This window comes from Microcoleus sp. B13-B6 (genome assembly GCF_036705405.1).
GTDB lineage: Bacteria > Cyanobacteriota > Cyanobacteriia > Cyanobacteriales > Microcoleaceae > Microcoleus.
In genome coordinates this window covers 1-21945 of record NZ_JAUBUJ010000090.1, presented here as the reverse complement: position 1 = coordinate 21945, position 21945 = coordinate 1, and the positions used below count along the sequence as shown (strand labels likewise).

The window sequence follows — 21945 nt, the reverse complement described above, 5'->3', positions numbered from 1 at the left end:
ACCGTCATAATTTGCTAAATTGCGATCGGCTACATCTCTCGACGGAACAATCTAATAGCTTCCCCAGCATCAGTTTCCGCCATCAAAATACAGCGTTTCATCAAATCGAGATCGAGGTTATTGAGTCCGGGTAGCTGACTGCGATCGCTATTTTCATAGCTACCATCTTGGAGATGATATATCTTCAGTAATCCATCTTCCCAAAACCACACCTCTGAAACCCCCAAAGCTTTATAGCGATCTAACTTACTGATTCCTCCACTGGTAAAGACAACTTCGATTGACAAATCGGGAATTGGTTTTACACTCCCAATGTAGTAGGATTCGTCTGCTTGCACAGAGACAACTCCCGATCTTTCCTGCGTCATTGCCCCTGTGGGCTTGAAGAAAATTCCCTGTTCGACGAGAAAGGTAGTCACTAAGTAACCGATAACATGAGCAAAAGTTTCGTGGTCTTCTCCCGGCCTCAGAATCTCGATCGTCCCATCATAGTAAAATAGTCGCACTCTAGGGGAGCCTTCAAAGCCTTTTTGGATAAATTTAAACCGTTCCCACATTCCATGATGAACAATTCGCTGATCTGTGGTTTTGCTAAGTAGTGGAGGCATCGCGATCAGATCCATTCCAGAAGTTATCTTGATTGTAGCTTGTATTTTTAACGAATGCGAATCTCTCCCTCTTTAGCATAGATAACAGCTTGCATAGGAGCAAGAAAATCCATCCCTAGCAGACCGTCTACAAAAGTGGTTGCAGGTAACGTGTAGGCAACTATAGGAAAATTTTCTAAACGCTCGCCCAAGCAATTAAACCAAGGCACAGCTACTACTGGTGCTTCCACAATACCGCCACCTGCTGATGTCCTAATTCTCCGTAGAGGATTTTGGATATCGCAACCAAGAGCTTCTAATATATTTACCCGCAAAACGGTATAAGTTGAGCCTGTATCAACTAATAATCTGAATTGTCTGACAGTATTACTTGTGCTGGAGGCAGCAGCTTTTAAGACGAGTAAATTTCCGTAACGCGAGCACCTATAAAGTTTTTGTGAAGTCACGACAGCACCGAATATTCATCAGGAATAGGGCCAGTGTATTCTATAGAAATTGACCGGACATCTTTAAATTTTGTCAAAGCTCGGTCTATTTCCTCTCGCTGCGGTGAATGAGCTAAGACTTCACCGCGAATCACATTCCATAAATCGTCGGATTCAGTATCAGCAATTAGCACCCACTCGCGGGGATAGCGATCGCGTATTTCTGCAGCCGTCAAGATTTCCCCTGTGGGTTTGTAATCCGACCCATTGTTATTTTGAATCAGAACTTGAGAGGGCAGGTCGGTTTCTGCTTGAGTAATTTCTTCATTTAATAGTTGCCAAAGTCGGCGTTTTTCTTCGAGTTGGAGGGAGGCGATCGCATCTACTAGGACTTGAAAAGGAATTTGCAACTGTACGGTTTCTGGGAGCATGGCGTGTCTCAAGGGATGTTAATGAACCAAGGTTATCAATCTGGGTGAAGCGACTTATCTTCAACTTTTAAACTCCTAATCTGTTCGCGAATCACATCGGTTTTTGTTCTACCACTGTTCGCGCAATAAGCTTCTAGCCGAAGCATTTCTACTTCAGGCAGTCGGATGGTTAGAACTTTAACGTTTTTACTCATACTGCAATTATACTAAAAAATGCAGTACAATTATAGCAGATAAATGCGCCTTGGCAGAATGTTGCCGCACCATGCCAAGACGACTTCCCCGAAGTTGAACGTCCAACAAAGGAGCAATTTAATTATGATTCAAGATCCAGAAAAAGATCCTGAACGCTGGGACGAGCCGATTTTAGCGGATAATCCCAGGCAAGCGAAACAGGAGTGCCAAAAACGAGCCGATCGCTACCGAGTTGAATTAGAATCTGTAACTCAACCCGGAAAAGTCGAAAATCGCCCTCAAGTGTACCGTTGCAACTACAAGGAGAAAGAGTAATGGCTGTTCTGGAATGTGTAAAACCTGGTGCTAAACTCGGTCAAATTATTCTTGCCGTCGATCTTACTGTTGCCGGTGCTGTCGATCGCATTTTAGCAAAAATTCAAGACTTGGGATATGACCCAGAAATTCGTCATGTCAACTATCCGTCTGGAGTCCACGTCTTAGCAATTCTCAAAGACGAACAGCATTCTGAAGCAGTTGATGATGACTACTTGTTAGAAGAGTGGCTACAGGTAAGGTCGGAAATCAATCCCGATGCAGTTCATCTGTGGCGCGGTAAATAAGCAAATTAACAATTAAACCGCGGATGAACGCCGATAAAAATACATCAGCGTTCATCCGCGTTCATCTGCCTACATCTGCGGTTAAAAAATCTCCCTACGCACCTCCCCGCAACTTATCCAAAACCGTCCGGTCTTCCAAAGTCGAAGTATCCCCAGAAACCTCTTGTCCCGCAGCTAAAGAACGCAGCAAACGCCGCATAATTTTACCGCTGCGAGTCTTCGGCAAAGCATCAGTAAATCGAATTTCGCCGGGACGGGCGATCGCCCCAATTTCCTTAACAACGTGCTGCTTCAATTCCTTAGCCAATTCTTCGCTAGGTTGCTGCGAGTTGTCCAGCGTGACAAAAGCCACAATGTCCTCACCTTTAATCTCGTCGGGTTTACCAACAACCGCAGCTTCCGCCACCGCTGGATGCGATACCAAAGCTGACTCGACTTCCATTGTGCCGAGTCGGTGTCCGGCCACATTAATTACATCGTCAACGCGGCCCATTACCCAGAAATAACCGTCTTTGTCCTTGTGCGCGCCGTCTCCAGCAAAGTACACAAATTCGCCATCTTTCGGGTGCAAATATTCCCAATAAGTGCGGCGGAAGCGATCGGCATCGTTGTAAAGTGTCCGCATCATTCCCGGCCAAGGATGTTTCACCACTAAATAACCGCCGCTTTCGTTGGTGACTGGTTCGCCATCTTGGTCAACAACATCGACCACAATTCCGGGGAACGGTAGGGTTGCAGAACCGGGTTTTGTAGGAATTGCACCGGGCAAAGCGGTAATCATAATTCCCCCGGTTTCTGTTTGCCACCAAGTATCGACGATCGGACAATTCGACTTGCCAATTACTCGTTGATACCACATCCAAGCTTCAGGATTGATCGGTTCGCCGACGGTTCCTAACAATCGTAAAGAGGACAAATTGCGCGCGTTGGGCAAGTGTTCGCCCATTTTCATAAAGGTGCGAATGGCGGTGGGTGCAGTGTAGAAAACGGTGACGCCGTATTTTTCAATTACATCCCAAAAACAGCCAGGATTTGAAGGGCGAGGAGCACCTTCATACATTAAAGTTGTCGCACCGTTGGACAGCGGCCCGTAGACAATATAACTGTGTCCAGTAATCCAGCCGACATCAGCAGTACACCAGTAAACATCGGTATCTTGGAGGTCGAATATCCATTTGGTTGTCATGTGGGTATAAAGGTTATAACCACCGGTTGTATGGACGACTCCTTTCGGTTTGCCGGTACTGCCACTGGTGTAGAGTACGAACAGCATATCTTCGCTGTCCATCGGTTCGGCGGGACAATTTGCCGATGCACCTTTTTGCAAATCGTGCCACCAATGATCGCGCCCGGGTTCCATGTCAATTTTCTGTTTGGTGCGCTGAACTACGAGAACGTTGGTAACGCTGGGTGTGGCATTATTTGCTAATGCTTTGTCTACTTGTGTTTTGAGGCCGACGGGGGTATCTTTGCGGAAGCCACCGTCAGCGGTGATGACGAGTTTTGCTTGGCCGTCGTTAAGCCGATCGCGCAATGCTTCTGCACTAAAACCGCCAAAAACAACGCTGTGTACTGCACCGATTCTGGCGCAGGCTAGCATGGCGATCGCAGCTTCGGGAATCATGGGCATATAAATGCCGACGCGATCGCCCTTTTGGACTCCCAATTGTTTGATGACGTTCGCCATTTGGCAGACTTCGCGGTGGAGTTGCGCGTAGGTGAGGGTGCGGGAGTCTCCCGGTTCGCCTTCCCAAATCAGGGCGGCTTTATTTTTGCGCCAAGTGGTTAAGTGGCGATCGAGACAATTGTAAGAAATGTTAATTTTGCCATTGACAAACCATTTAGCAAAAGGCGGTTGCCAGTCGAGCACGGTATCCCAGTTTTGGAACCAGTGCAATTCTTGGGCCGCAAGTTCTGCCCAGAATGCTTGGGGGTCAGCTTTGGCTTTGTCGTAGAGGGCTTGGTACTCTTCTAGGCTTTTGATGTGAGCTTTTTGGGAGAATGCAGCAGGCGGCTGAAATAGCCGTTTTTCATGCAGAATTGATTCGATGGTATCTTGCGACATTGCTTTTAACTTTAACTTCGGTTAGTCTTTTTAACTATTGTTTGCATAAGTTGGAGCAAAAGTATGTTTATTTTCCTTAAGACTTTGGGGAATTTTGTAAATGTTGGAGCTGCATGAGAAATTAGAGCACTGGTAAATTGTAAATTCTATCTTCGTACTCATTCTCAAATGATGCTTCATAAATCAGAAGCAGTAGTTCAATATTTTGACCGATACTCAGCTTGGAATTCAGGAGAAAGATTCCGGGAATATGGCGGTTTTGCTCTAGATGATCTGTTAAATGAACAGGCATAGAGCGGCGGTTGTTGGTAACAAGAATGAAATTGTGGATTTCGCACCAAATAAGAATTTCTGGATCGAGAGTCCCTTTAGAAGGTGCTGTTAGTTCTCCCACTGCTAGAACAACCAGATCGGGATTGCGCCTGCGAATTTGGTTAACATACACAGGCTCGACATTTTCATCAAAGAGATACTGGATTGGCATCAGCTTTGCTCCTTGCCTCTCTTTCTGCTTTAAATTTGCGAAGTTTTTCTGTCACTGGAGGAGGATTACGAGTTTGTTCTTCTCGCATTTTTTCGCCCCACTCCAGCCATTCGGTTATGTATTTACCGACTGTTTCTTTGTTGTGCAGGTAGTACAAAATGGTCGCATAAACTTGTTCCAGGGTGAGCGATGTATAAATGTTAGCGATTTCTTCGGGAGTTCGAGCGCGAAACAGGTATTCATAGAGAATTGTTTCGATGCCAATGCGGGAACCTTTGAGCCGAATATCGTCAGGTCTTAGGAAGTTGAAGTAGTCTTCTAGTTGCGTGGTTTGGTGGTTGGCTTCATGAGATTGCTTCTCTTTATTAATGTCTGTTCCTTCGGAAACCAGCACAATTACTTCGGCTCGGCTGTTGCGATATAAATTGAGCGGTTCACCAACGCACAATTGTCCTCGATCGTCGATCGTTGCCATCACTTTAATTGCTTTCATACAATCTACCCGATTTACAGGAGCGATATCTGGTATGATTATATCATAACAAATCCGATGGTAATGCTTTTAGAATTGACATTAACAGCCGATCGCACTAAAGCCATGACACAAAATTTAGAAGCAAGCCAACTTTCGCTAAATGACGTTCGCCGCCTTCTCAAATTGGAAAGACAAACAGGAGGAGGTTTTACTGATTTTTTCTCTCTGGAACCTCTGACGGATTTTGAACAGCAGGAATTATTGCTAATCGGTAATCACTTTTGGCGTCATCTAGAAGCAGGGAAAGTTTCTGCAAAGCTGGTTAAATTTTTAGTGCTTTCACCGTTAATGAGATTAGCAGGATTTTTTGATATTCCGATCGTGCTAACAATGGAAGATAGCATCCCGATCGAGGTTGAGGATGGGGATACTTTAATTAAAGGGCGCTTGGATGTCTTAGCCGTAAATCAGCCGGATGCAGAGCTCGCGGCTGCACAGTTTTGGATTTTGGTAGTGGAGGCGAAAAATAGTGCGATCGCACCTTTGACTGGTTTGCCGCAACTCCTGACTTATACTTATAAAAGTTTGCAGCAGCAATCGTCTGTTTGGGGATTGACGACGAATGGCGAAAGTTATCGGTTTGTGCGGGTGACGCGGGGAAATCCTTGTACTTATCAGATTTTACCGGAATTGAATTTGATTGACCAAGAGCGATCGCTCTTGTTGGCGCAAGTCTTGAAAGCGATTTGCAAGTTGCAGAATGTGCAGTTACAGTTGGCATGATGTTTGGGAATTCAGGAAGACGAATTAAGGAAGTACACATGATTTAATTACTCCCTGAGTTAATCATTAAAAACGACCAATTTGTGCCAATATAGATTTATACCATCATAAATTTTATCATGCTTATAACTGATATAGTGAATTTTTTAGGCAAACCCTACTTCCAAGCGCCAAACTGCCTCATTTATCAGATGGACTGCTTAGAAGCAATGTCCAAGCTCCCTGATGAATGCGTCAATCTTACTGTGACCAGTCCCCCCTATAACATTGGCAAAGAATACGAAAAAACACTACCACTAGATAAATATTTAAACTGGTGTGAAAGCTGGATAAGTGAAAATTATAGGCTCATCCTTCCTAACGGCGCTTTCTGGCTCAACTTGGGGTATCTATCAATTCCCAATCAAGCTAAAGCTATCCCCATTCCCTATCTACTTTGGGACAAAATTCCTTTTTACCTAATCCAAGAAGTTATCTGGCACTATGGCGCTGGGGTTGCTGGTAGTAAGTTCTTTTCACCGCGCAATGAAAAGTTTCTTTGGTATGTTAAAAACCATAAAGACTATACATTTAACCTAGATGATGTGCGCGATCCAAATGTAAAATATCCTAATCAAAAAAAGAATGGAAAAATTAAAGTCAACTCCCAAGGCAAAAATCCGACTGATGTTTGGGAATTCCCGAAGGTAACTTCTGGTAAAAATAGAGCATCAAAAGAGCGAACCTCTCACCCCGCTCAATTTCCAAGTGCTGTTATACAGCGAATCATCAAAGCTTCATCCAACCCAAATGAAATCATTTTAGACCCTTTTTTGGGTTCAGGAACTACGGCGGTTGTTGCTTTAGATTTGCAGCGCACTATTATCGGATTTGATATCTGTCAGGAATACTGCGATTTAGCTGCCAACCGAATTGATGATTTTCTAAGACAAAAGCAGATTAGCGAAGCTCAATTATCTTTATTTTAAAGATGGTAAATATTGCTAAATAGGCAATTGCAGCAACTTATATCGCTCTACATCAGGGCTTAATTTAGCTTGCTGACCAGTGGCTGCTGTTTGCCCTTGCCAATCTTCTCGATCTATCCATCCAAATCTAACTAAATTAATATTTAGAGTTTGCACGCTTGCCATTTTGGGATTGAATTTCTGGAAATTAACTACAAGGTAATAGCCGGACTTGTCTTTTTTCGGCTTTGCTCCTAGGGCGCTTTGTTGAGCATAACTGCGATTGCCGTAAGTGTTACGACTACTTGAAGAAGTTTTAATTTCAATTGAGAAATTATTGTTCGGGATGTAAACAATATCTTTTTCGAGGGTACTGCGATCGCGCCGCCAAATTCCGGGGTATTTGCTGGCGAGTTCTAATGGGATTAGTTCATGTAAAAAAATCCCATAATTTGGGGAGTTGGGAATAAATTTATTCCTATTCTGTAGCCTCTGCTGGTTATGCTGGATTGAAAAATTTCACTCCAAACTTGAATAACCACGTCATAAATTTCTTGTGGATCTAGTGGGTGTCGATCTATGAGTTCTCGTGTCTTCTCTTCCCAATCTTCGACAGGAAGCCCGGTATAGGGTGATTGCATTTACTCTATTTCCTGCAATAGTTCGCTTGGCGATACTCCTAGAGCTTTTGCTAACCGCAAAATGTTTAATAGAGCTATGTTTCGCTCACCCCGCTCAATACCACCAATGTAGTTGCGGTGCAGTCCGGCTAGTTCTGCTAACTTTTCTTGGGAAAAGCCCTTTGATGTCCTTAGCCTGCGAACTTGCTCTCCAAATTTTTTTAGCTCTGGATTTTTTGCCACACGAGCAAGATATCGGTGAGTGCACTCCAAAATCTACACACTATAAGTGTGATTTAGGATTACATGAAAACAGCACGCCCATAATCCGACGAAGCAGACTTAACTTGATGCCATTACTTTAATTGCTTTCATTGGTACTCCGGGTAATCTAGGCCGTAACAAATAGATTGATGTCTAACGCTTTAGATACCGTCAGTCTGATGTTGGGTAAAATTTTACTCATGACAACCGACTTAATACCTTCGGAATTAGATATCAAGATTTGTTAAAAGTCTGCAATCAGACACTGACAGAGTACACATATTTATCTAAAATAAGAGACAATTTGACCCGGAAACTGAAGGTAAGAAAATGTCTGAACTTAGACAAAATTTAATTACCAGAGATTGGGTAATCATCGCCACCGAACGGGCGACAAGACCGGATCAATTCGCTAACAAAAAAAAGTCGGCCGCCGTAGTGCCACCGCACCGCGCCGATTGCCCGTTTTGCGTGGGAAATGAAGAAGACGGAACCTTAGAAACTTGCCGTTTGGGCGATCGCGCTGGCTGGAAAGTCAGGGCAATTTGCAACAAATATCCCGCCCTCTCCCCGACAGCAAAATGGATGAGGATATCATCGGGAATTCACCGCACGATGGCGGGAATCGGCGTTCACGAGGTAATTGTCGAACACCCGCGACACGATTTGACGACAGCTTTGTTGAGTGTTGAAGAAGTTGCCAACATACTTTTAGTATACCGCCAGCGCTATGTAGAAATTAGAAAAAATCCCCACATTGAAACAATTATTATCTTCAAAAATCACGGAGAAACTGCCGGAACTTCTCTCGAACACCCCCACTCGCAGATAGCAGCGACGCCCGTTGTACCCAGCCAATTTCGCAGCCGCATCGACGAAGCTATTAGATATTTTGATGACACGGGAGAATGTCTGTTTTGCCGAACTTTGGAAGATGAATTAGCGGCGAGAGAAAGAGTGATTTGTGAGAGTGAACATTTTGTGGCTTTTATCCCTTACGCTGCACTTTCACCGTTTCACACTTGGATTTTTCCGCGCCGACATTCCTCTTCATTTGATGACCTTACTGATGGGGAAATTACGGATCTTGCTGATACTTTGAAAACTGTACTGGCTAAGCTTTATTACGGATTGAACAATCCCGATTACAACTATACTATTCGATCGGTGCCGATCGCCGAAGGGGGAACAAAATACTTTCACTGGTATATCGCAATTATTCCCAGAGTCACCAAGCAAGCTGGATTTGAGTTGGGCAGCGGGATGTTTATCAATACTGCTTTGCCAGAAGAAAGTGCGGCTTTTTTGCGATCGATCGAAATTCCTAGCGACAGTAATTTCCCGCCCATCTAAAGTATCCTACATCACAATAGGTCAAATTTACTTCAAATTCGGGTGGAAATGCACGCAGGCAGTCTGAATTGCGAGTCTGTCTTGGGGGAGGAAAGTGATATTATTTGAGATTTGAGATTAAAGAATTCGGCATAACGGATGATCTAATGGTTTAGATCACCGGCCTAAAGTTGGATTCTTTTTTAAACTGGTATAACTTACGCTCTCAAGTTATGAACGTACAAATACTTATGGATTGTACCAAACTCACAATAAACTTTCGACATATTGCCAGCCGTCGTCGCTAAAAGTAGCTCTCAACATATCTCTAATTTTGGCATCGATCGATAAGAGTCCCTCGCCAGAGTCACCATTCTCGCCGATTTCGCAACTGTCATCAGACATATGTTCTTGGATGAGGGCCAGAGTATCGGCGAAATTAGCCAGAAAATAATGTTCGTGCACCCACGCTGTCGGATCTGGTATTGCTGCACTCCCAAAAGCTCGATCGACTAAATCTCTTTTGGCAACATCGTCAGTCTGGTTTTTCATCATAAAAATGGGTAGAAACCCCGTGCTTTTAGCACGGCTTTACATTTAATTTGAATCTCCTCGCGGGGTGGAGGGGTATGGTTGCCCCAAGGCGTGAGGTATGGTTGCCTCAAACTCCCATTTCTGGGGTAAAGTTAGCACGCGCCTTTGTTTAGTGAGCTTGCGCCGGCTAGCAACACTGTCGAGCGTGACCTTAAGACTGTTTAGTTGCAAGCGATAGAGCGGAAAACTAGCTTCGCATTCTCCGGTATCGTGACTCAAAAAACGTAGTCAGTAAAGACTTAGGCCCGTCAGGATGGCTTGTTAGATTTCTCTTTCAAGCCTCATGCCTTTAGACTGAGGTTCCTGACGTTGAGTTCGATTTAGGTAGATTTTGTCACTTATCCCATTTTAAGCTTAATTGTCAACACGATCGCGATCCAGATCGACCACAGCAGTGACAAATTTGTGTAGTTTGTGCGATCGCGATCCTAATTTTTTGGTCGATCGCGTGTTATTATACTCGCTCACACTCCGTGACCAAGAATTTTCACCTCTGGTAAAATACACTTGGAAATCATTCCGTGAACTCCTTTTTGAGGATTGTTGACAGCCTGCGTAATCCGAAAATTTACCGATAGCGAACAGAAAACATAAGCATCTTCCTCTTGGAAACCTGCAAACTTTTGCAGCCAATAAACCGTCTGTTTTACCGCCAGCTCAAACGCTTCATCTAATGTTCTACCAAATCCCATAATCACAATATGAGTGGGCGTTTCCGCAAACGGAAATATCAGAAATAAATCCTTGCGTAAGATGATTTGAATAGTCCCGTTCATCGAAGTTTCAATGGCAGTACCGTCAACTTCACCGTCTCCTTGTGCCGAATGTCCGTCACCGATTGACAGTAAACCGCCGCGCAGAAAAACAGGTAAAAATAACCGCGTTCCTGGTTGCAGTTCCTGATTGTCCATATTACCGCCGTAGCGCGCTGGAGGAATAGAAGAACGGTTGATTTCTGCATTGGCAACGCCGATAATGCCAAAAAAAGGATGCAGGGGAATCCGAATGCCGCTACCTGTGGGAAATTCAGCAGTTTTTTGCTCTAAATCTAGCGGAATAAACCGCAATTTAGGTTCGGGGAAATACTCAGGCAAAGCTCCCCATCCGGCGCGAATTGCATTAAATCCTACTGGTAAACTGGGGTAAACATCCTCAATGTGAATTTCTAAAACGTCTCCCGGTTCGGCATTGTTAACATAAATCGGGCCTGTCAGCAAGTGGGGCCCTGGCCCAACTTTCCGGTTGGGAGGCAAATTCTGACAAATATCTAAAAATTCGGGGGTGAGAAATTCGGGCGGCGCTTTGTCAGCAACATAATATCCTGAATAGGTTTCGATATCGATGCGATCGCCCGAATCGACAGTTAAAGCAGGTTCGATATTCGGAGAGAAACCGCCCAAGTGTACGGTTTTGCAGTTGGCTTTGAGAAGGTGGCGAGTCATGGGATTTTAGATTTTAGATTTTAGATTTTAGATGGAAGGAAGGGTGTTAAGAATGTTATATCGCAAGTCTCAAGCATTTTTGAGATTTTTTTTTAATGAACCACAGAGGGCGCAGAGGGCGCAGAGAAAGAGAATTCAGAGATATAGCCTTTCTCAGTAACATGAGGTGTTTTTGGGCATTGGGCATTGGGCATGGGGCATTGGAAGAGTACCTTACTTTCCTGAGAACCGCTATAAGAAGATTTCCAAAAAGGGTGGAGGTTTCTTTTATCGGAGATATTATACTAATTTCTTAACTTGTTGATAACCTGGGTAGTTTAAAATTGAAAATTGGTGGCGCGGGTTTATATGTATTTGGGTGGGGAGTTCTGTTTGGCTGGTGCAACCCGCCCTTACAAACTAATGACTAATGAATTATGTTAACACCATTGCCCAACCAAGTAGGAAATCCCAAAGGTTATTCTCGCAATCCCTGGTTTTTTGCTGTTTTGATTTTGATTGTCCTCTTGCTAGGTTTCCTTATGCAATCTTATCTTAACAAACCTCAGCTTTTAACCGATCCGTTTCTGCAACTTCCAACAGCAAACTCGGTGCGAGTTGTCTGGTTCACCGAGTTTGCCGGTACTCGCAACACGGTTGCTTACGGCGAAAATCTGAAGGAAATTGCGGCGGCAAATACTACCAAGCTAAGCCGCACTCGCGAAGACAAAGACTCGCGCATTTCCGATGAAATGAAACAAAGCATCATTGACAGCAATCCAATTGTCCGCGACATCTGGCGCCACGAAGCAGAAGTCTCCAATTTAAGGCCCGGTGCTCGCATTCCTTATCGAGTCACTAGCGAAAGGAAAGACGGCGCATCTGTCAGCAGCAAAGTTTTCACTCTTTCTCCCACACCAGCAGCAGGAGTTGCGCTCAAAATTCTCCTCACTTCCGACCATCAATTGATGCCGATGACAGCAGCAAATCTCCAGAAAGTAGCCGAAACCATTGGGAGAGTTGACGCGGTTTTTATGGCAGGGGATTTAATTAATATACCCGATCGCGCTTCCGAATGGTTTGACGAAAATCGCGGCCGCGCCTTCTTTCCCGCTATGCAAGGGCGCGCATTTTCCGAACTCGACAAAAACGGCATCAAAACCGTTTACAGCGGCGGCGAACTGATCCAACACGCGCCTTTATTTCCCGCCATTGGCAATCACGAAATCATGGGTCGCTTTGCAACTAACAGCACACTCGGTGAGCAATTTAATGATCCTTTTCCCCGCGTCGCTGCCGAGAAAATATACGCTCAACGTGCTGCCTCTTTGAATCCTAGTAATGACTCTTCTGTGCGGGAAAGATGGCTAAAAAACAATAGTTTTAATAGCGATACCTATGACGAGATTTTCAATTTACCGGGAGGCAAAAATTACTATGCTGTGACTTTTGGGGACGTGCGGTTAGTGACTTTGTATGCTACGAATATCTGGCGGACTCCGAATTTAGATCCGGGTGCGAGAGGCAGGTATCGCGAACGGGACGCAGATTTTAATAATTCCGAAAAATGGGGATACGGACAGCATATTTTTGAGCCGATTGTCAAGGGCAGCGCTCAATATAATTGGCTGCAACAAGAGTTAAAGAGTTCGGAATTCCAGCAGGCAAAATATAAAATTGTGATGTTTCACCACCCGCCGCATTCTCTGGGTGACAATATTGTACCTGCTTATACTGACCCTGTGCAAATAGTCGATCTCGCTCTCGATGGCGAGATTAAAATGGTGCGTTACGAATATCCGAAACAGCAAGATTATCTGATTCGGGATGTAGTGCCGCTACTAGAAACAGCGGGGGTGCAGTTGGTATTTTACGGACATTCGCACTTGTGGAATCGGTTTGTCAGTTCCAGCGGAATGCACTTTTTGGAGAGTTCTAATGTAGGCAACAGTTACGGTGCTTTTGTGGGGGAAAAGCGCCGATTTGTGCCGCCGGCATATCGGGAAGATTACAGCGCTATTGGAGACCCGAACGGATTGGAACCTGTGGTGCCGACTGTTGCGCCTTTGTTGGGGAAGGATGGGCGGCCGCTGCCGTATATTGATAGCAATGATATTACGGCTTTTACTATTTTTGATACGGGTAGTGGTGTTGTGAGTAGCTACTATTTCGATACGCGGAAACCGGAGTCGCAAGTGGTGAAGTTTGATGAGTTTAAGTTGAAAAATTCGCCATCTAGCTTAAAAATCCGTAAAAATTAAAAGCGATCGTTTTCATAATCGATAAATTAGTTACTCCTATGATAACTTAAGGCTTCTGACTTTTGCTATACTTAGGTATACTGTATCCCAATTAAACTTACCAAGTAGAGCGCGGTCATGCCTGAACTAAACCTCTTAGAAAAACCCGAAGAAGTAAGCTTTGATGAGGAAGATGAAGCTCTAGATTATGAGCTTGAATCTAATGGTAATTCCAAATCAGTCTTAGACGAAATTTCCGAAATAATTGTAGCTGGAAATGACTGGACGACAGCCACCATACTCGATCAACTTGTTCGTGACAATATTCAACTTAATCCAAGATTTCAAAGACGAGATGCTTGGGATATAACTCGCAAAAGCAGGTTTATTGAATCTATTTTTCTAGGATTTCCCATTCCAGATATAGTTTTGGCTTCTCAAGATAAAAAGCGCGGAAAATTTGTAGTTCTTGACGGCAAGCAACGCTTGCTTACGATTCTGCAATTTTATGGAAGGAGCGAAACTCCCAACGATAGTTTTGCTTTGAAAAACTTAGAATTTAGACCTGAACTCAATGGTTGTACGCATGAGGCTCTAAAAAACGATCTTCTCCATAGTTCTGTACTTGATGCACTCGATAATCAAACTCTTCGTACTACATTGATTAGGAATTGGCATACAGAAAGTTTACTCTACAAAATTTTTCTCCGTCTGAATTTAGAAAATACTCCGCTATCTCCACAAGAACTCAGGCAAGCATTGCATCCAGGTGATTTCATCAATTTTTTAGATGACGAATCAATTAAAAATCAGGCTTTAAGAAAAATACTTAAATCCCCAAATCCCGATCCTCGGATGCGCGATGTCGAATTATTACTGCGATATGTAGGATTCCATCATTTTTTATCCGATTATCGCGGTAATCTTAAAGTGTTCCTGGATATGACTTGCAAAAAGCTCAACAAGGATTGGAAAGAGAAAGAAACTGAGGTCAGATATACAGTTAGCCAATTTGAAAAGGCAGTGCAAACAACCACTACAATATTTGGAGAAGAAAATATATTTCGCGTGTGGTTGAGTAGTTCTAATACTTACCGAGGCAAGTTTAATCGAGCTATTTTAGATGTAATGGTTTTTTATTTTTCAGATTCAGTTATTAGTGAAGCTGCTGAGAAGAATCCGGCGGGTGTGGAAAAAGCTTTTAAAGAGTTATGTTCATCATCTAATAGCGAATTCAGAGAAGCTGTTGAGAAAAGCACAACTAGCATTCGCGAAACTCATACTCGTCTCTCACTGTGGGGCAAAGCTTTGTTAAAGGTTTTGGATGTAGAGTTTAATGTACCTGAACTCGTAGATAACCATATTATCTTTAACGGTTTGAGGTAAGTTATTAAGAGGTATGCCAAAATCCGTTAGATTTCGTACTCTAACCCAGCAGTTAAATAGGTTAAAAAAACAATTTTTTCCTAAGATTAATCCTCTAGGTTCATATTCCGAGCGGCAGCTAGCCTTAACTCTTGCCTACAGAGTTTTAGTTCATGCCGAAATTGAGGCTTATTTTGAGGACAGAGTTTGGGAAGCAGCCCTTAATGCTAAAAAGAATTGGGATAGTCAGGGTAAGAGTTGCCGTACTTTAATCTGCTTGCTTGGCTTTTCTGGTCAAATGATGGAAGCACCACCAGATACACTGACTCCAACTAAGGGAAGTAAAGCTTTGCCACCGGAAAAAATAAAAGTCAACAAAAAAATAGATTTAGCTATTAATAGTTTTAAGCGAAGCATTGACCAGAATCATGGCATCAAAGAAGCTAATCTTCTGGCGTTGCTTTTGCCAATAGGAATAGATACCGATGATTTAGAGCCTGCTTGGCTGGCTACCATGAATACGTTTGGGGAAGAAAGAGGTGTGGCGGCACATACTTCAGCTACATCCCCGAAAACTATTAGAAGCATAAATCCTATACATGAACTGCAGAGGGTAGAGCAAATTATTCAAGAACTTTTGAGGGTGGATGAGCTGATTAATAATTTAATGAGATAAATGAATAAACCGACACCAATTGTCAAGAGTTTAATCTTTTTGGTAGGCTTCTAGCCGGAACGGGCAAGATGCCCGTTCCACAATACTTTATTTTTTTGTGGCACAGGCATCTTGCCTGTGCTCAAACGGGCAAGATGCCCGTTCCACAATACTTTATTTTCTTGTGGCACAGGCATCTTGCCTGTGCTCAAACAGCTTATTCAGAATGGTGCAAAATTTCCGATTAAACCTTGTCTTTCGCAGGCGGAACCAAACCTGTTTTATTCAAACCCGCATCAATCTGCCTGAGCAATTTAAAATCGTCTTCGGGTAAAGAATTAACTGGCGAGTGTTTTTCCAGAAACGAGAATGCTTGCCGAAATTCACGCGGCCGGGAGTCGATCGCACCATCGAAGTGACAAGGTACAATTTTTTCAAAGTCCCAACTCGCCACTTTATCCACCCAATCGAGAGTTTCCCTGGGGGCGCGGTTGAGAATCAATGTCTGCAAAATCGGCGCGACAAACAACCGCCCCCCTCCCCGCAAAGCCTCAAACGATCGCTCCCAATGTGTTTTCCACTTGAACGGATATAACCCGAAATAAGCTTTCCTAGAGCGTTCTGGCGCTTCTCGTGCCTTGGCAAATACCTCCGACCACGGCGGCACTTCCAGCACGCTAGGGCTAAAATACATGGCAAATAAGGCGATTCTCTGCCACCCTTTGCGCCGATTTTCGTGGGTGTCTGCCACCGTGTCCGAGGCGCTGTCTTTGGCGTGAAATAGCAGCGGGTACGAGTCGAGTTGGACGATCGCGGGGGGATTTTCGGGAATGGAAACTATGGAATCTGTTAGCATCAGGGTGCGCGATCGTCTGTGAAATAACGCAACTTCAGCAAATCTGCCCAAACCGAGGTCCAGCGGGCCGAGAATTGCCCAGTCAAATTGATCGGCTAAGGGGGTGTTGCTGCTGTCAAAGGGCAGTACAGAGGTGCGTTTCGCGGGCAAACCCAGCCAACTCAGCGGCAAATTCACCGGGAAACTCCACTGCTGCGGGGCGACAAACACCTGCGCTTCGGGAAAACACCTCGCAAAGGGGCCGACAAAAACTTTGTGCTCGATGCCTGAAACCGTTGTCAGCAGGATGTACTTCACCTCGCCGTGCTCTGCTACTAACTCTTTTACCAAGCGGATGCACTCAGGAGTCGGTGCAACCGGGGCGTAGACGAGAAGGCCTTCGGGTTCTAGTTTAATTACTGTCATCCGAATCGGGACGACTACGTAGAAAATGCCTTGTAGTTGGTCAAAAGTCCAGATTGTGTCCTTGACTATTTCCTTGCGGATGGTGCGCCGCTTGCTGTAGGGATAGAGGGGGACGACCGGCCAAAAGGCCCAAGAATAGTCCCGATAATCAATCTGTGCTGATGTTGGTATGCCTTCGCCCTCTGCCACTGGTGCGACTCCTTGCCGATTTTTTTGTACGTGCGTGCGATCGAACTATTTTTATCTTATTTCACTCCTGTTGCGCGGATTCGAGGAGTTGAAACCGGGTTTCACCAGGCCTGGGTGCGAGAACTATTAAACCAACTGTTCAGGATCGATGCCTAACTCCCGCAACCGCGCCGCTAGTCTTTCCTCTCGCTGTTGAGAGTCTGTCAGTTGCTGTTGAGATTCTGTCAGTTGCTGTTGAGCTTCAATTACTTGCTGTTGAGATTCTATCAGTTGCCGTTCCGCCGCCGTTGCTCTTTCACCCGGACTCAAAATCAACCCTCCTTGGGCCGTAAACCACCGCAACCACAACCGATTCATACTCTTATAAGTGCCTTGCCACCAACCTAAACTCAACTGCAACTCAGGAATAAATAACCGCCCATCAATTAATTCTGCAGGTTCATAGTGACCTCCTACAAGATGAAAAGCTCGCAATTCATCCGTGTAGCGACTGAACACAAAATAGTAAGGAATCCGCAAAATTTGTTCATAAACTTGCCACTTAGTCGGCGGTTCCCCAGCTTGCTGAACAGTCCGCCCTAAATCTTCATCTTCAGTGCCCGGCGATAGCAATTCCACCACCACAAACGGATTTACCCGTTCTTGCCAAACTACATAACTCAAACGCATATCGCGCCCTTGATAAAGCCTTGGCACACCCACCGCAGCAAACCAATCCGGGCGTTTATGCCAGCGCGGTTGTGTTGCATCGTAATACAAATTTAGGTCACTGGCTGTAAAGACTTGTTCCGCATCCCATCCCGGCGGCAAAAACGTGAATTCCAAGAGTTGCGGCTGATCTAAATGAAATGTATCTGGCAAACCGGGCTCCTTTGGGTCTTCGCTAGGTAAATCATACATTGTTGGCAAACTCTGCCGGGGGTCTAAAGGCGGTTCAGCTTGAGCAGGCGGGTAAGTCGGGAATGTCATAATCAATTCTGAGGTTGCTTATCCTGATATGATTATAACCTTGTGAGAATGTCTTGCATTTTCAAAGAATTCCCATTAACTCTCAATCTCAAATCTCAAATCAAAACTCCAAAATCGATATGACTCAAAACTACCGCATCACTCTTTTACCAGGAGACGGCATCGGCCCTGAAATTATCGCTGTGGCGGTAGATGTCCTGAAACTTGTCGGTCAACAATTGGACATCGGCTTTGAATTTCAAGAAGCTTTAATGGGCGGCGCTGCTATTGACGCAACAGGCAATCCGCTGCCAGAAGAAACACTGGAAAAATGCCGCAACTGCGATGCAGTATTGTTAGCAGCTATTGGCGGTTACAAGTGGGATAATTTGCCCCGCGAACAGCGCCCTGAAACTGGATTATTAGGACTGCGCGCCGGATTGGGATTGTTTGCAAATTTGCGTCCTGCGACTATTTTACCGCAATTGGTTGATGCTTCTAGTTTGAAACGGGAAGTTGTCGAAGGCGTGGATATTATGGTAATCCGCGAACTCACAGGCGGCATTTATTTCGGCAAACCGAAAGGTATTTTTGAGACGGAAACAGGCGAAAAACGCGGCGTCAATACGATGGCTTACACGGAGTCGGAAATTGATAGAATCGGGCGAGTCGCTTTTGAGACGGCCAGGAAGCGGGGGAAAAGGCTGTGTTCCGTTGATAAAGCGAATGTTTTGGACGTTTCGCAACTGTGGCGCGATCGTATTATTGCCCTTTCTTCAGAATACCCTGATGTCGAACTTTCTCACCTCTACGTTGACAACGCCGCCATGCAGTTAATTCGCTGGCCGAAACAGTTCGATACAATTGTCACCGGCAATTTATTCGGCGACATTCTTTCCGATGCGGCGGCGATGCTAACTGGTAGTATTGGGATGCTGCCTTCTGCTAGTTTGGGAGCAAGCGGGCCGGGAGTTTTTGAACCCGTGCATGGTTCCGCACCGGACATCGCCGGACAAGATAAAGCCAATCCCATCGCCCAAGTTTTAAGCGCGGCAATGATGCTGCGCTACGCCTTAAATCAGCCGGAAGCTGCTAATAAAATCGAGCAAGCCGTTGTCGAAGTTTTGGATCGAGGTTATCGCACTGGCGATATCATGTCAGAAGGCATGAAACTCGTTGGCTGTCGAGCGATGGGCGATGCTTTAATTGAAGTTTTGCAAGGTTGATCGATGGTCTGGTAGGGGCGGGTTTTACGAATAATATTCGACGCACACACACAATCTCATAAACCCGCCCCCACACAACTAATAACCTTTGATTGAAGTTTTGTAAAGTCGATCGCATAGCGTGGTAGGGGCGGGTTTTACGAATAATATATAACGATTACCAACAATCTAGATAAACCCGCCCCCACCCCACCAATAATCCACATCAACCTGAAATTTGTATTGAATGTTAAGATGTAGGTGATGATTGTTTGTTGGGTTGGGCGGGTTTATGAGATTTTTTGTTTTAGGCAATTATGGTTGGTAAAACCCGCCCCTACAGGAATTGGGTTTTAATGTTCCGCAGTACATTGAGGGCGGGTTTATAAGATTATTAATTTTTAGCCCAGATGGTTGGTAAAACCCGCCCCTACAGGAATTGGGGTTTAATGTTCGGCTGTCAAAAGATGGAATTGCTCGGTATCAATGCGATTTGCTCGATACAAAACTTCAGCTATTTCCGAAAGCGCTAACACAGAATGTGCGCGATAACCGTTGGCCTGCATCTTATCTTTGACTCCCTGTTCGTGGTCGATTAATACCACGATATCTTCCACATTCAAGCCAGCCGATTTTAACTTAGCCGCGCCTTCCATTACGCTTTTGCCACTAATCAAAATATCATCGACTACGACAATCGTTTCTCCTGCCTGAAAATGCCCCTCAATCAATTTGCCTGCACCGTAAGTTTTCACCTCCTTGCGCGGGAAAATCATCGGGCGTTCCATCCGCAATGCTAAACCCGTTGCTGTGGGTAAAGAACCGTAGGGAATTCCCGCAATGCGATCGAATTTTAAATCCTTGAGAATATCTGCATAAGCGCTGACAATTTGGTGGAAAATCTGCGGAATTGAAATAATTTTCCGCAAGTCGATGTAATATGGAAATACGGCGCCGGATGCTTGTACGTGGTCGCCAAAAACTACGCAGCCGATGTCATAAAGTTGCAAGATTAAATCGCGGTGAGGTTCGGGTTGTAAAAAGCAAACATCGGGCAGCCACAATTCGCAAGTGGGGCTACCTTCGATCGCCCGCAGCCTCTGTTTATTAATACTATCCCGCAATTTCTCAATTTCTGGGCGTGGCTCTTTCTGGGCTAATAAACTTGGGGGGACTGGCAGCAGCAAACCGTCACCATTTGTGCTTAAACCGGCCGCCAGCAGTTGTGCGAGGTCGTTTTCTTCTGTGAGGTCATTTTCTTCGGCGATGTCTCCTTCGACTAAAATTAGGCGTTCTGGAGCTTCTTTGCGGATGCGAGCTAACATATCCGGCATTATTCCTACTTCTAAACCGAGTTTTTCGGGAGTTCCCCAAGTTTGAGAGAGTCGGACTAATTGCAAGTACAAAGGGTTTTTTGGCGTCGGGTATTCTTGCACAGCCGCCGCTGACGGGTTGGCGGTGGCACAGAGGACAAAAACTGTTTTTCCAGCGTATAACAAAAAAGGCGCTACTTGGTCGAATCCGGCATAGGGACTTAAGGTAATAGCGTCAACTCGCCAGTCTTGAAATACTATTTTGGCAAAGACTGTGCTGGTGTTTAAATCGCAGTGTTTGGCATCTAAAATTACTGGCAGGTGAGGGGGAATAATTGTTAAAATTTCTTGCAGCAATGCCCAACCGGCAATACCGAGAGATTGGTAAAAACCGAGGGTGATTTTGCAGGCACAGATTAAATCGGCTGTTTGGTCGATCGCACTTTTTAGCTTTGACAACAAATCAGTTACAAAAGTTTGAGTCTCTTCCCCAGTCATGGAAACCTGCGGGGGCAAGGTTTCTGGGTCGGGGTCGAGGGCTAAATACAGCAAACTTTGATTGGTTTCAACAGCAGCTAACAGTTTATCGAAAAAGTTGGTTCGATCCGTCATAGTGTGTTATGGAGGTAAGGGGAAATTAAAAAAGTGCAGATCAAAGTGGGAGGGGTGTTGTGCTGGAAGAAACCGATCCCCGTTGAAATTGAAATTAAGAATCTTGTGAACGAACCTGACGGTCAACTGAGTACAGTTAGACCGCAGGCTTCTTTTTCCTTTTTTTCAAAGGCTTTTTTGAGTGACGGAGTTCCCCCGCCACTTTCGTAACTCAGACCAATTTTTCTTATAAGTTTGGCTGAATTTTCATCGCGATCCAAAGATTCTCCACATTGACAAGAATGCCACCGTTCCGATAATTCTTTCGGGACTTTGTTGAGGCAGAGCCAGCAATACTGAGAAGTTCCTTTTGGGTCAACAAACAAAACGCTTTTACCTAGTTTCCATGCGACATATTTCAGAACGTTGGCGAATTGCCCGTGAGCAGCATCAAGCATGGATTTATTCAAACCACTCTTAGCTGACTGACCGTTAGGCAAATAAACCAAATTACCATTCTCAATATCAGTCTTGGGCTTGGCACGTCTAGTTAGATTTTTGACGCTCAAATCTTCAACAACTAAAACCTCACACTTGCTAAGTAGCTCATGTGCAGTTTTAAATTGAAAATCTAATCTAGCTCTAGCTACGAACTGATGGAGTTGGGAAACCTTGTCCTTGATTATTTTCCAAGGTTGAGAACCCTTGACTCTATTAGCTAACTTCGCTTGAAGCCTTGCTAATTTCTGAGCCGATTTCCTTAAAAATCTAGGATTCTCAACTCTTTCGCCATTGGAAAGATAGACGTAATTATTGACTCCCAAATCAATACCAACAGTGTTTTCGACCGTCGGTTGAATTTCTGCAACCGTTACGGGAACCGTTTTATCTTCTAGCGTCAGGGAAATATACCACCCATCTGCTTTTCTGAT

General features: G+C 44.6%; 24 protein-coding genes and 1 pseudogene. 9 read left to right on the top strand and 16 right to left on the bottom strand.

From position 1 onward, the window contains the following. Nucleotides 1–29: 29 nt before the first annotated feature. The 4 genes from QUB35_RS29875 to QUB35_RS29860 are packed head-to-tail and all read right to left on the bottom strand — an operon-like array spanning nt 30 to nt 1658. Nucleotides 30–608, bottom strand: coding sequence for a Uma2 family endonuclease (locus QUB35_RS29875; RefSeq protein WP_333145268.1), 579 nt, complete (start codon nt 606–608; stop codon nt 30–32). Nucleotides 609–655: 47 nt separating this feature from the next. Beyond that, nucleotides 656–1054, bottom strand: a complete 399-nt coding sequence (locus QUB35_RS29870; protein ID WP_333145267.1) for a retropepsin-like aspartic protease — start codon at nt 1052–1054, stop codon at nt 656–658. After that, complete coding sequence (locus tag QUB35_RS29865) at nt 1051–1464, bottom strand: hypothetical protein (protein WP_333145266.1); 414 nt, start codon at nt 1462–1464, stop codon at nt 1051–1053. The genes QUB35_RS29870 and QUB35_RS29865 overlap by 4 nt, the downstream gene beginning before the upstream one ends. 35 nt (nt 1465–1499) lie before the next feature. Beyond that, a complete protein-coding gene (locus tag QUB35_RS29860; protein WP_333053645.1) occupies nt 1500–1658 on the bottom strand; it encodes a hypothetical protein in 159 nt (52 codons plus the stop codon). 124 nt (nt 1659–1782) lie between these two features. Between QUB35_RS29860 and QUB35_RS29855 the strand changes: the two genes are divergently transcribed. Together QUB35_RS29855 and QUB35_RS29850 are read left to right on the top strand one after the other, a co-directional pair. Further along, nucleotides 1783–1974, top strand: coding sequence for a hypothetical protein (locus QUB35_RS29855; RefSeq protein WP_190731945.1), 192 nt, complete (start codon nt 1783–1785; stop codon nt 1972–1974). Beyond that, nucleotides 1974–2261: a hypothetical protein gene (locus QUB35_RS29850; protein ID WP_333145265.1), complete on the top strand. Its 288-nt coding sequence runs from the start codon at nt 1974–1976 to the stop codon at nt 2259–2261. Before QUB35_RS29855 ends, QUB35_RS29850 begins: the two co-directional genes overlap by 1 nt. Nucleotides 2262–2355: 94 nt before the next feature. Here the strand turns inward: QUB35_RS29850 and acs are convergent, their stop codons facing one another. From acs to QUB35_RS29835, 3 genes are all read right to left on the bottom strand, one after another. Then, entirely contained in the window at nt 2356–4326 is a 1971-nt protein-coding gene (gene acs, locus QUB35_RS29845; protein ID WP_333145264.1) for an acetate--CoA ligase, read from the bottom strand. Between the two features lie 121 nt (nt 4327–4447). Further along, nucleotides 4448–4810, bottom strand: coding sequence for a DUF5615 family PIN-like protein (locus QUB35_RS29840; RefSeq protein ID WP_333145263.1), 363 nt, complete (start codon nt 4808–4810; stop codon nt 4448–4450). Then, nucleotides 4788–5303, bottom strand: a complete 516-nt coding sequence (locus tag QUB35_RS29835; protein WP_445252082.1) for a DUF433 domain-containing protein — start codon at nt 5301–5303, stop codon at nt 4788–4790. The genes QUB35_RS29840 and QUB35_RS29835 overlap by 23 nt, the downstream gene beginning before the upstream one ends. Before the next feature lie 57 nt (nt 5304–5360). Here QUB35_RS29835 and QUB35_RS29830 point away from each other — a divergent pair, with 57 nt between their 5' ends. Together QUB35_RS29830 and QUB35_RS29825 are read left to right on the top strand one after the other, a co-directional pair. Further along, nucleotides 5361–6068, top strand: a complete 708-nt coding sequence (locus QUB35_RS29830; RefSeq protein WP_333145262.1) for a restriction endonuclease subunit R — start codon at nt 5361–5363, stop codon at nt 6066–6068. Between the two features lie 119 nt (nt 6069–6187). Beyond that, nucleotides 6188–7036: a site-specific DNA-methyltransferase gene (locus tag QUB35_RS29825; protein WP_333145261.1), complete on the top strand. Its 849-nt coding sequence runs from the start codon at nt 6188–6190 to the stop codon at nt 7034–7036. 15 nt (nt 7037–7051) lie between these two features. Here QUB35_RS29825 and QUB35_RS29820 read toward each other — a convergent pair. Together QUB35_RS29820 and QUB35_RS29815 are read right to left on the bottom strand one after the other, a co-directional pair. After that, nucleotides 7052–7656: pseudogene (locus tag QUB35_RS29820) on the bottom strand (ScaI family restriction endonuclease). Then, on the bottom strand, nt 7657–7878 hold the full coding sequence (locus QUB35_RS29815; protein ID WP_333145260.1) for a helix-turn-helix transcriptional regulator: 222 nt from the start codon (nt 7876–7878) through the stop codon (nt 7657–7659). A gap of 351 nt (nt 7879–8229) precedes the next feature. Between QUB35_RS29815 and galT the strand changes: the two genes are divergently transcribed. Then, the gene (gene galT / locus QUB35_RS29810) at nt 8230–9252 is read left to right on the top strand and encodes a galactose-1-phosphate uridylyltransferase (protein ID WP_333145259.1); all 1023 of its coding nucleotides are present in this window, start codon (nt 8230–8232) and stop codon (nt 9250–9252) included. Between the two features lie 246 nt (nt 9253–9498). Here the strand turns inward: galT and QUB35_RS29805 are convergent, their stop codons facing one another. Together QUB35_RS29805 and QUB35_RS29800 are read right to left on the bottom strand one after the other, a co-directional pair. Continuing rightward, nucleotides 9499–9783, bottom strand: a complete 285-nt coding sequence (locus QUB35_RS29805; RefSeq protein ID WP_333145258.1) for a hypothetical protein — start codon at nt 9781–9783, stop codon at nt 9499–9501. A gap of 506 nt (nt 9784–10289) precedes the next feature. Then, entirely contained in the window at nt 10290–11267 is a 978-nt protein-coding gene (locus tag QUB35_RS29800) for an acetamidase/formamidase family protein (protein WP_333145257.1), read from the bottom strand. Nucleotides 11268–11683: 416 nt separating this feature from the next. Here QUB35_RS29800 and QUB35_RS29795 point away from each other — a divergent pair, with 416 nt between their 5' ends. The 3 genes from QUB35_RS29795 to QUB35_RS29785 all read left to right on the top strand — a co-directional run bounded on the left by QUB35_RS29795 (nt 11684) and on the right by QUB35_RS29785 (nt 15527). Beyond that, complete coding sequence (locus QUB35_RS29795) at nt 11684–13507, top strand: metallophosphoesterase (RefSeq protein WP_333145256.1); 1824 nt, start codon at nt 11684–11686, stop codon at nt 13505–13507. A gap of 117 nt (nt 13508–13624) precedes the next feature. Beyond that, complete coding sequence (locus tag QUB35_RS29790) at nt 13625–14872, top strand: DUF262 domain-containing protein (protein ID WP_333145255.1); 1248 nt, start codon at nt 13625–13627, stop codon at nt 14870–14872. A 13-nt stretch (nt 14873–14885) separates the two neighbouring features. Beyond that, nucleotides 14886–15527: a HEPN domain-containing protein gene (locus QUB35_RS29785; RefSeq protein WP_333145254.1), complete on the top strand. Its 642-nt coding sequence runs from the start codon at nt 14886–14888 to the stop codon at nt 15525–15527. A gap of 50 nt (nt 15528–15577) precedes the next feature. Here QUB35_RS29785 and QUB35_RS29780 read toward each other — a convergent pair whose 3' ends face one another. The 3 genes from QUB35_RS29780 to QUB35_RS29770 form a co-directional block, all read right to left on the bottom strand. Then, on the bottom strand, nt 15578–15703 hold the full coding sequence (locus QUB35_RS29780) for a hypothetical protein (RefSeq protein WP_333145253.1): 126 nt from the start codon (nt 15701–15703) through the stop codon (nt 15578–15580). A 47-nt stretch (nt 15704–15750) separates the two neighbouring features. Further along, complete coding sequence (locus QUB35_RS29775; RefSeq protein ID WP_333145252.1) at nt 15751–16956, bottom strand: DUF4336 domain-containing protein; 1206 nt, start codon at nt 16954–16956, stop codon at nt 15751–15753. A gap of 126 nt (nt 16957–17082) precedes the next feature. Next, nucleotides 17083–17925 (bottom strand): Uma2 family endonuclease, encoded by an 843-nt coding sequence (locus tag QUB35_RS29770; RefSeq protein WP_333145251.1) that lies wholly within the window; start codon nt 17923–17925, stop codon nt 17083–17085. Between the two features lie 119 nt (nt 17926–18044). On the opposite strand from QUB35_RS29770, the gene leuB reads away from it, so the two are divergent. Then, nucleotides 18045–19130 (top strand): 3-isopropylmalate dehydrogenase, encoded by a 1086-nt coding sequence (gene leuB, locus QUB35_RS29765; protein WP_333145250.1) that lies wholly within the window; start codon nt 18045–18047, stop codon nt 19128–19130. A gap of 425 nt (nt 19131–19555) precedes the next feature. Here leuB and QUB35_RS29760 read toward each other — a convergent pair whose 3' ends face one another. Next, nucleotides 19556–21034 carry a bifunctional orotidine-5'-phosphate decarboxylase/orotate phosphoribosyltransferase gene (locus tag QUB35_RS29760; RefSeq protein WP_333145249.1) on the bottom strand — a complete coding sequence of 493 codons (1479 nt, stop codon included), beginning with the start codon at nt 21032–21034 and terminating at the stop codon, nt 19556–19558. 122 nt (nt 21035–21156) lie between these two features. Further along, on the bottom strand, nt 21157–21945 hold a 789-nt coding region (locus QUB35_RS29755), incomplete at its 5' end, for a transposase (RefSeq protein WP_333145248.1).

Coding starts and splice junctions, on each gene's coding strand:
- QUB35_RS29840 (WP_333145263.1), bottom strand. CDS start 4,810: ATGCCAATCCAGTATCTCTTTGATGAAAATGTCGAGCCTGTGTATGTT.
- QUB35_RS29855 (WP_190731945.1), top strand. CDS start 1,783: ATGATTCAAGATCCAGAAAAAGATCCTGAACGCTGGGACGAGCCGATT.
- QUB35_RS29860 (WP_333053645.1), bottom strand. CDS start 1,658: ATGAGTAAAAACGTTAAAGTTCTAACCATCCGACTGCCTGAAGTAGAA.
- galT (WP_333145259.1), top strand. CDS start 8,230: ATGTCTGAACTTAGACAAAATTTAATTACCAGAGATTGGGTAATCATC.
- leuB (WP_333145250.1), top strand. CDS start 18,045: ATGACTCAAAACTACCGCATCACTCTTTTACCAGGAGACGGCATCGGC.
- QUB35_RS29795 (WP_333145256.1), top strand. CDS start 11,684: ATGTTAACACCATTGCCCAACCAAGTAGGAAATCCCAAAGGTTATTCT.
- QUB35_RS29785 (WP_333145254.1), top strand. CDS start 14,886: ATGCCAAAATCCGTTAGATTTCGTACTCTAACCCAGCAGTTAAATAGG.
- QUB35_RS29830 (WP_333145262.1), top strand. CDS start 5,361: ATGGTAATGCTTTTAGAATTGACATTAACAGCCGATCGCACTAAAGCC.
- QUB35_RS29770 (WP_333145251.1), bottom strand. CDS start 17,925: ATGACATTCCCGACTTACCCGCCTGCTCAAGCTGAACCGCCTTTAGAC.
- QUB35_RS29825 (WP_333145261.1), top strand. CDS start 6,188: ATGCTTATAACTGATATAGTGAATTTTTTAGGCAAACCCTACTTCCAA.
- QUB35_RS29800 (WP_333145257.1), bottom strand. CDS start 11,267: ATGACTCGCCACCTTCTCAAAGCCAACTGCAAAACCGTACACTTGGGC.
- QUB35_RS29760 (WP_333145249.1), bottom strand. CDS start 21,034: ATGACGGATCGAACCAACTTTTTCGATAAACTGTTAGCTGCTGTTGAA.
- QUB35_RS29850 (WP_333145265.1), top strand. CDS start 1,974: ATGGCTGTTCTGGAATGTGTAAAACCTGGTGCTAAACTCGGTCAAATT.
- QUB35_RS29780 (WP_333145253.1), bottom strand. CDS start 15,703: ATGCCTGTGCCACAAGAAAATAAAGTATTGTGGAACGGGCATCTTGCC.
- QUB35_RS29835 (WP_445252082.1), bottom strand. CDS start 5,303: ATGAAAGCAATTAAAGTGATGGCAACGATCGACGATCGAGGACAATTG.
- acs (WP_333145264.1), bottom strand. CDS start 4,326: ATGTCGCAAGATACCATCGAATCAATTCTGCATGAAAAACGGCTATTT.
- QUB35_RS29875 (WP_333145268.1), bottom strand. CDS start 608: ATGCCTCCACTACTTAGCAAAACCACAGATCAGCGAATTGTTCATCAT.
- QUB35_RS29790 (WP_333145255.1), top strand. CDS start 13,625: ATGCCTGAACTAAACCTCTTAGAAAAACCCGAAGAAGTAAGCTTTGAT.
- QUB35_RS29865 (WP_333145266.1), bottom strand. CDS start 1,464: ATGCTCCCAGAAACCGTACAGTTGCAAATTCCTTTTCAAGTCCTAGTA.
- QUB35_RS29805 (WP_333145258.1), bottom strand. CDS start 9,783: ATGAAAAACCAGACTGACGATGTTGCCAAAAGAGATTTAGTCGATCGA.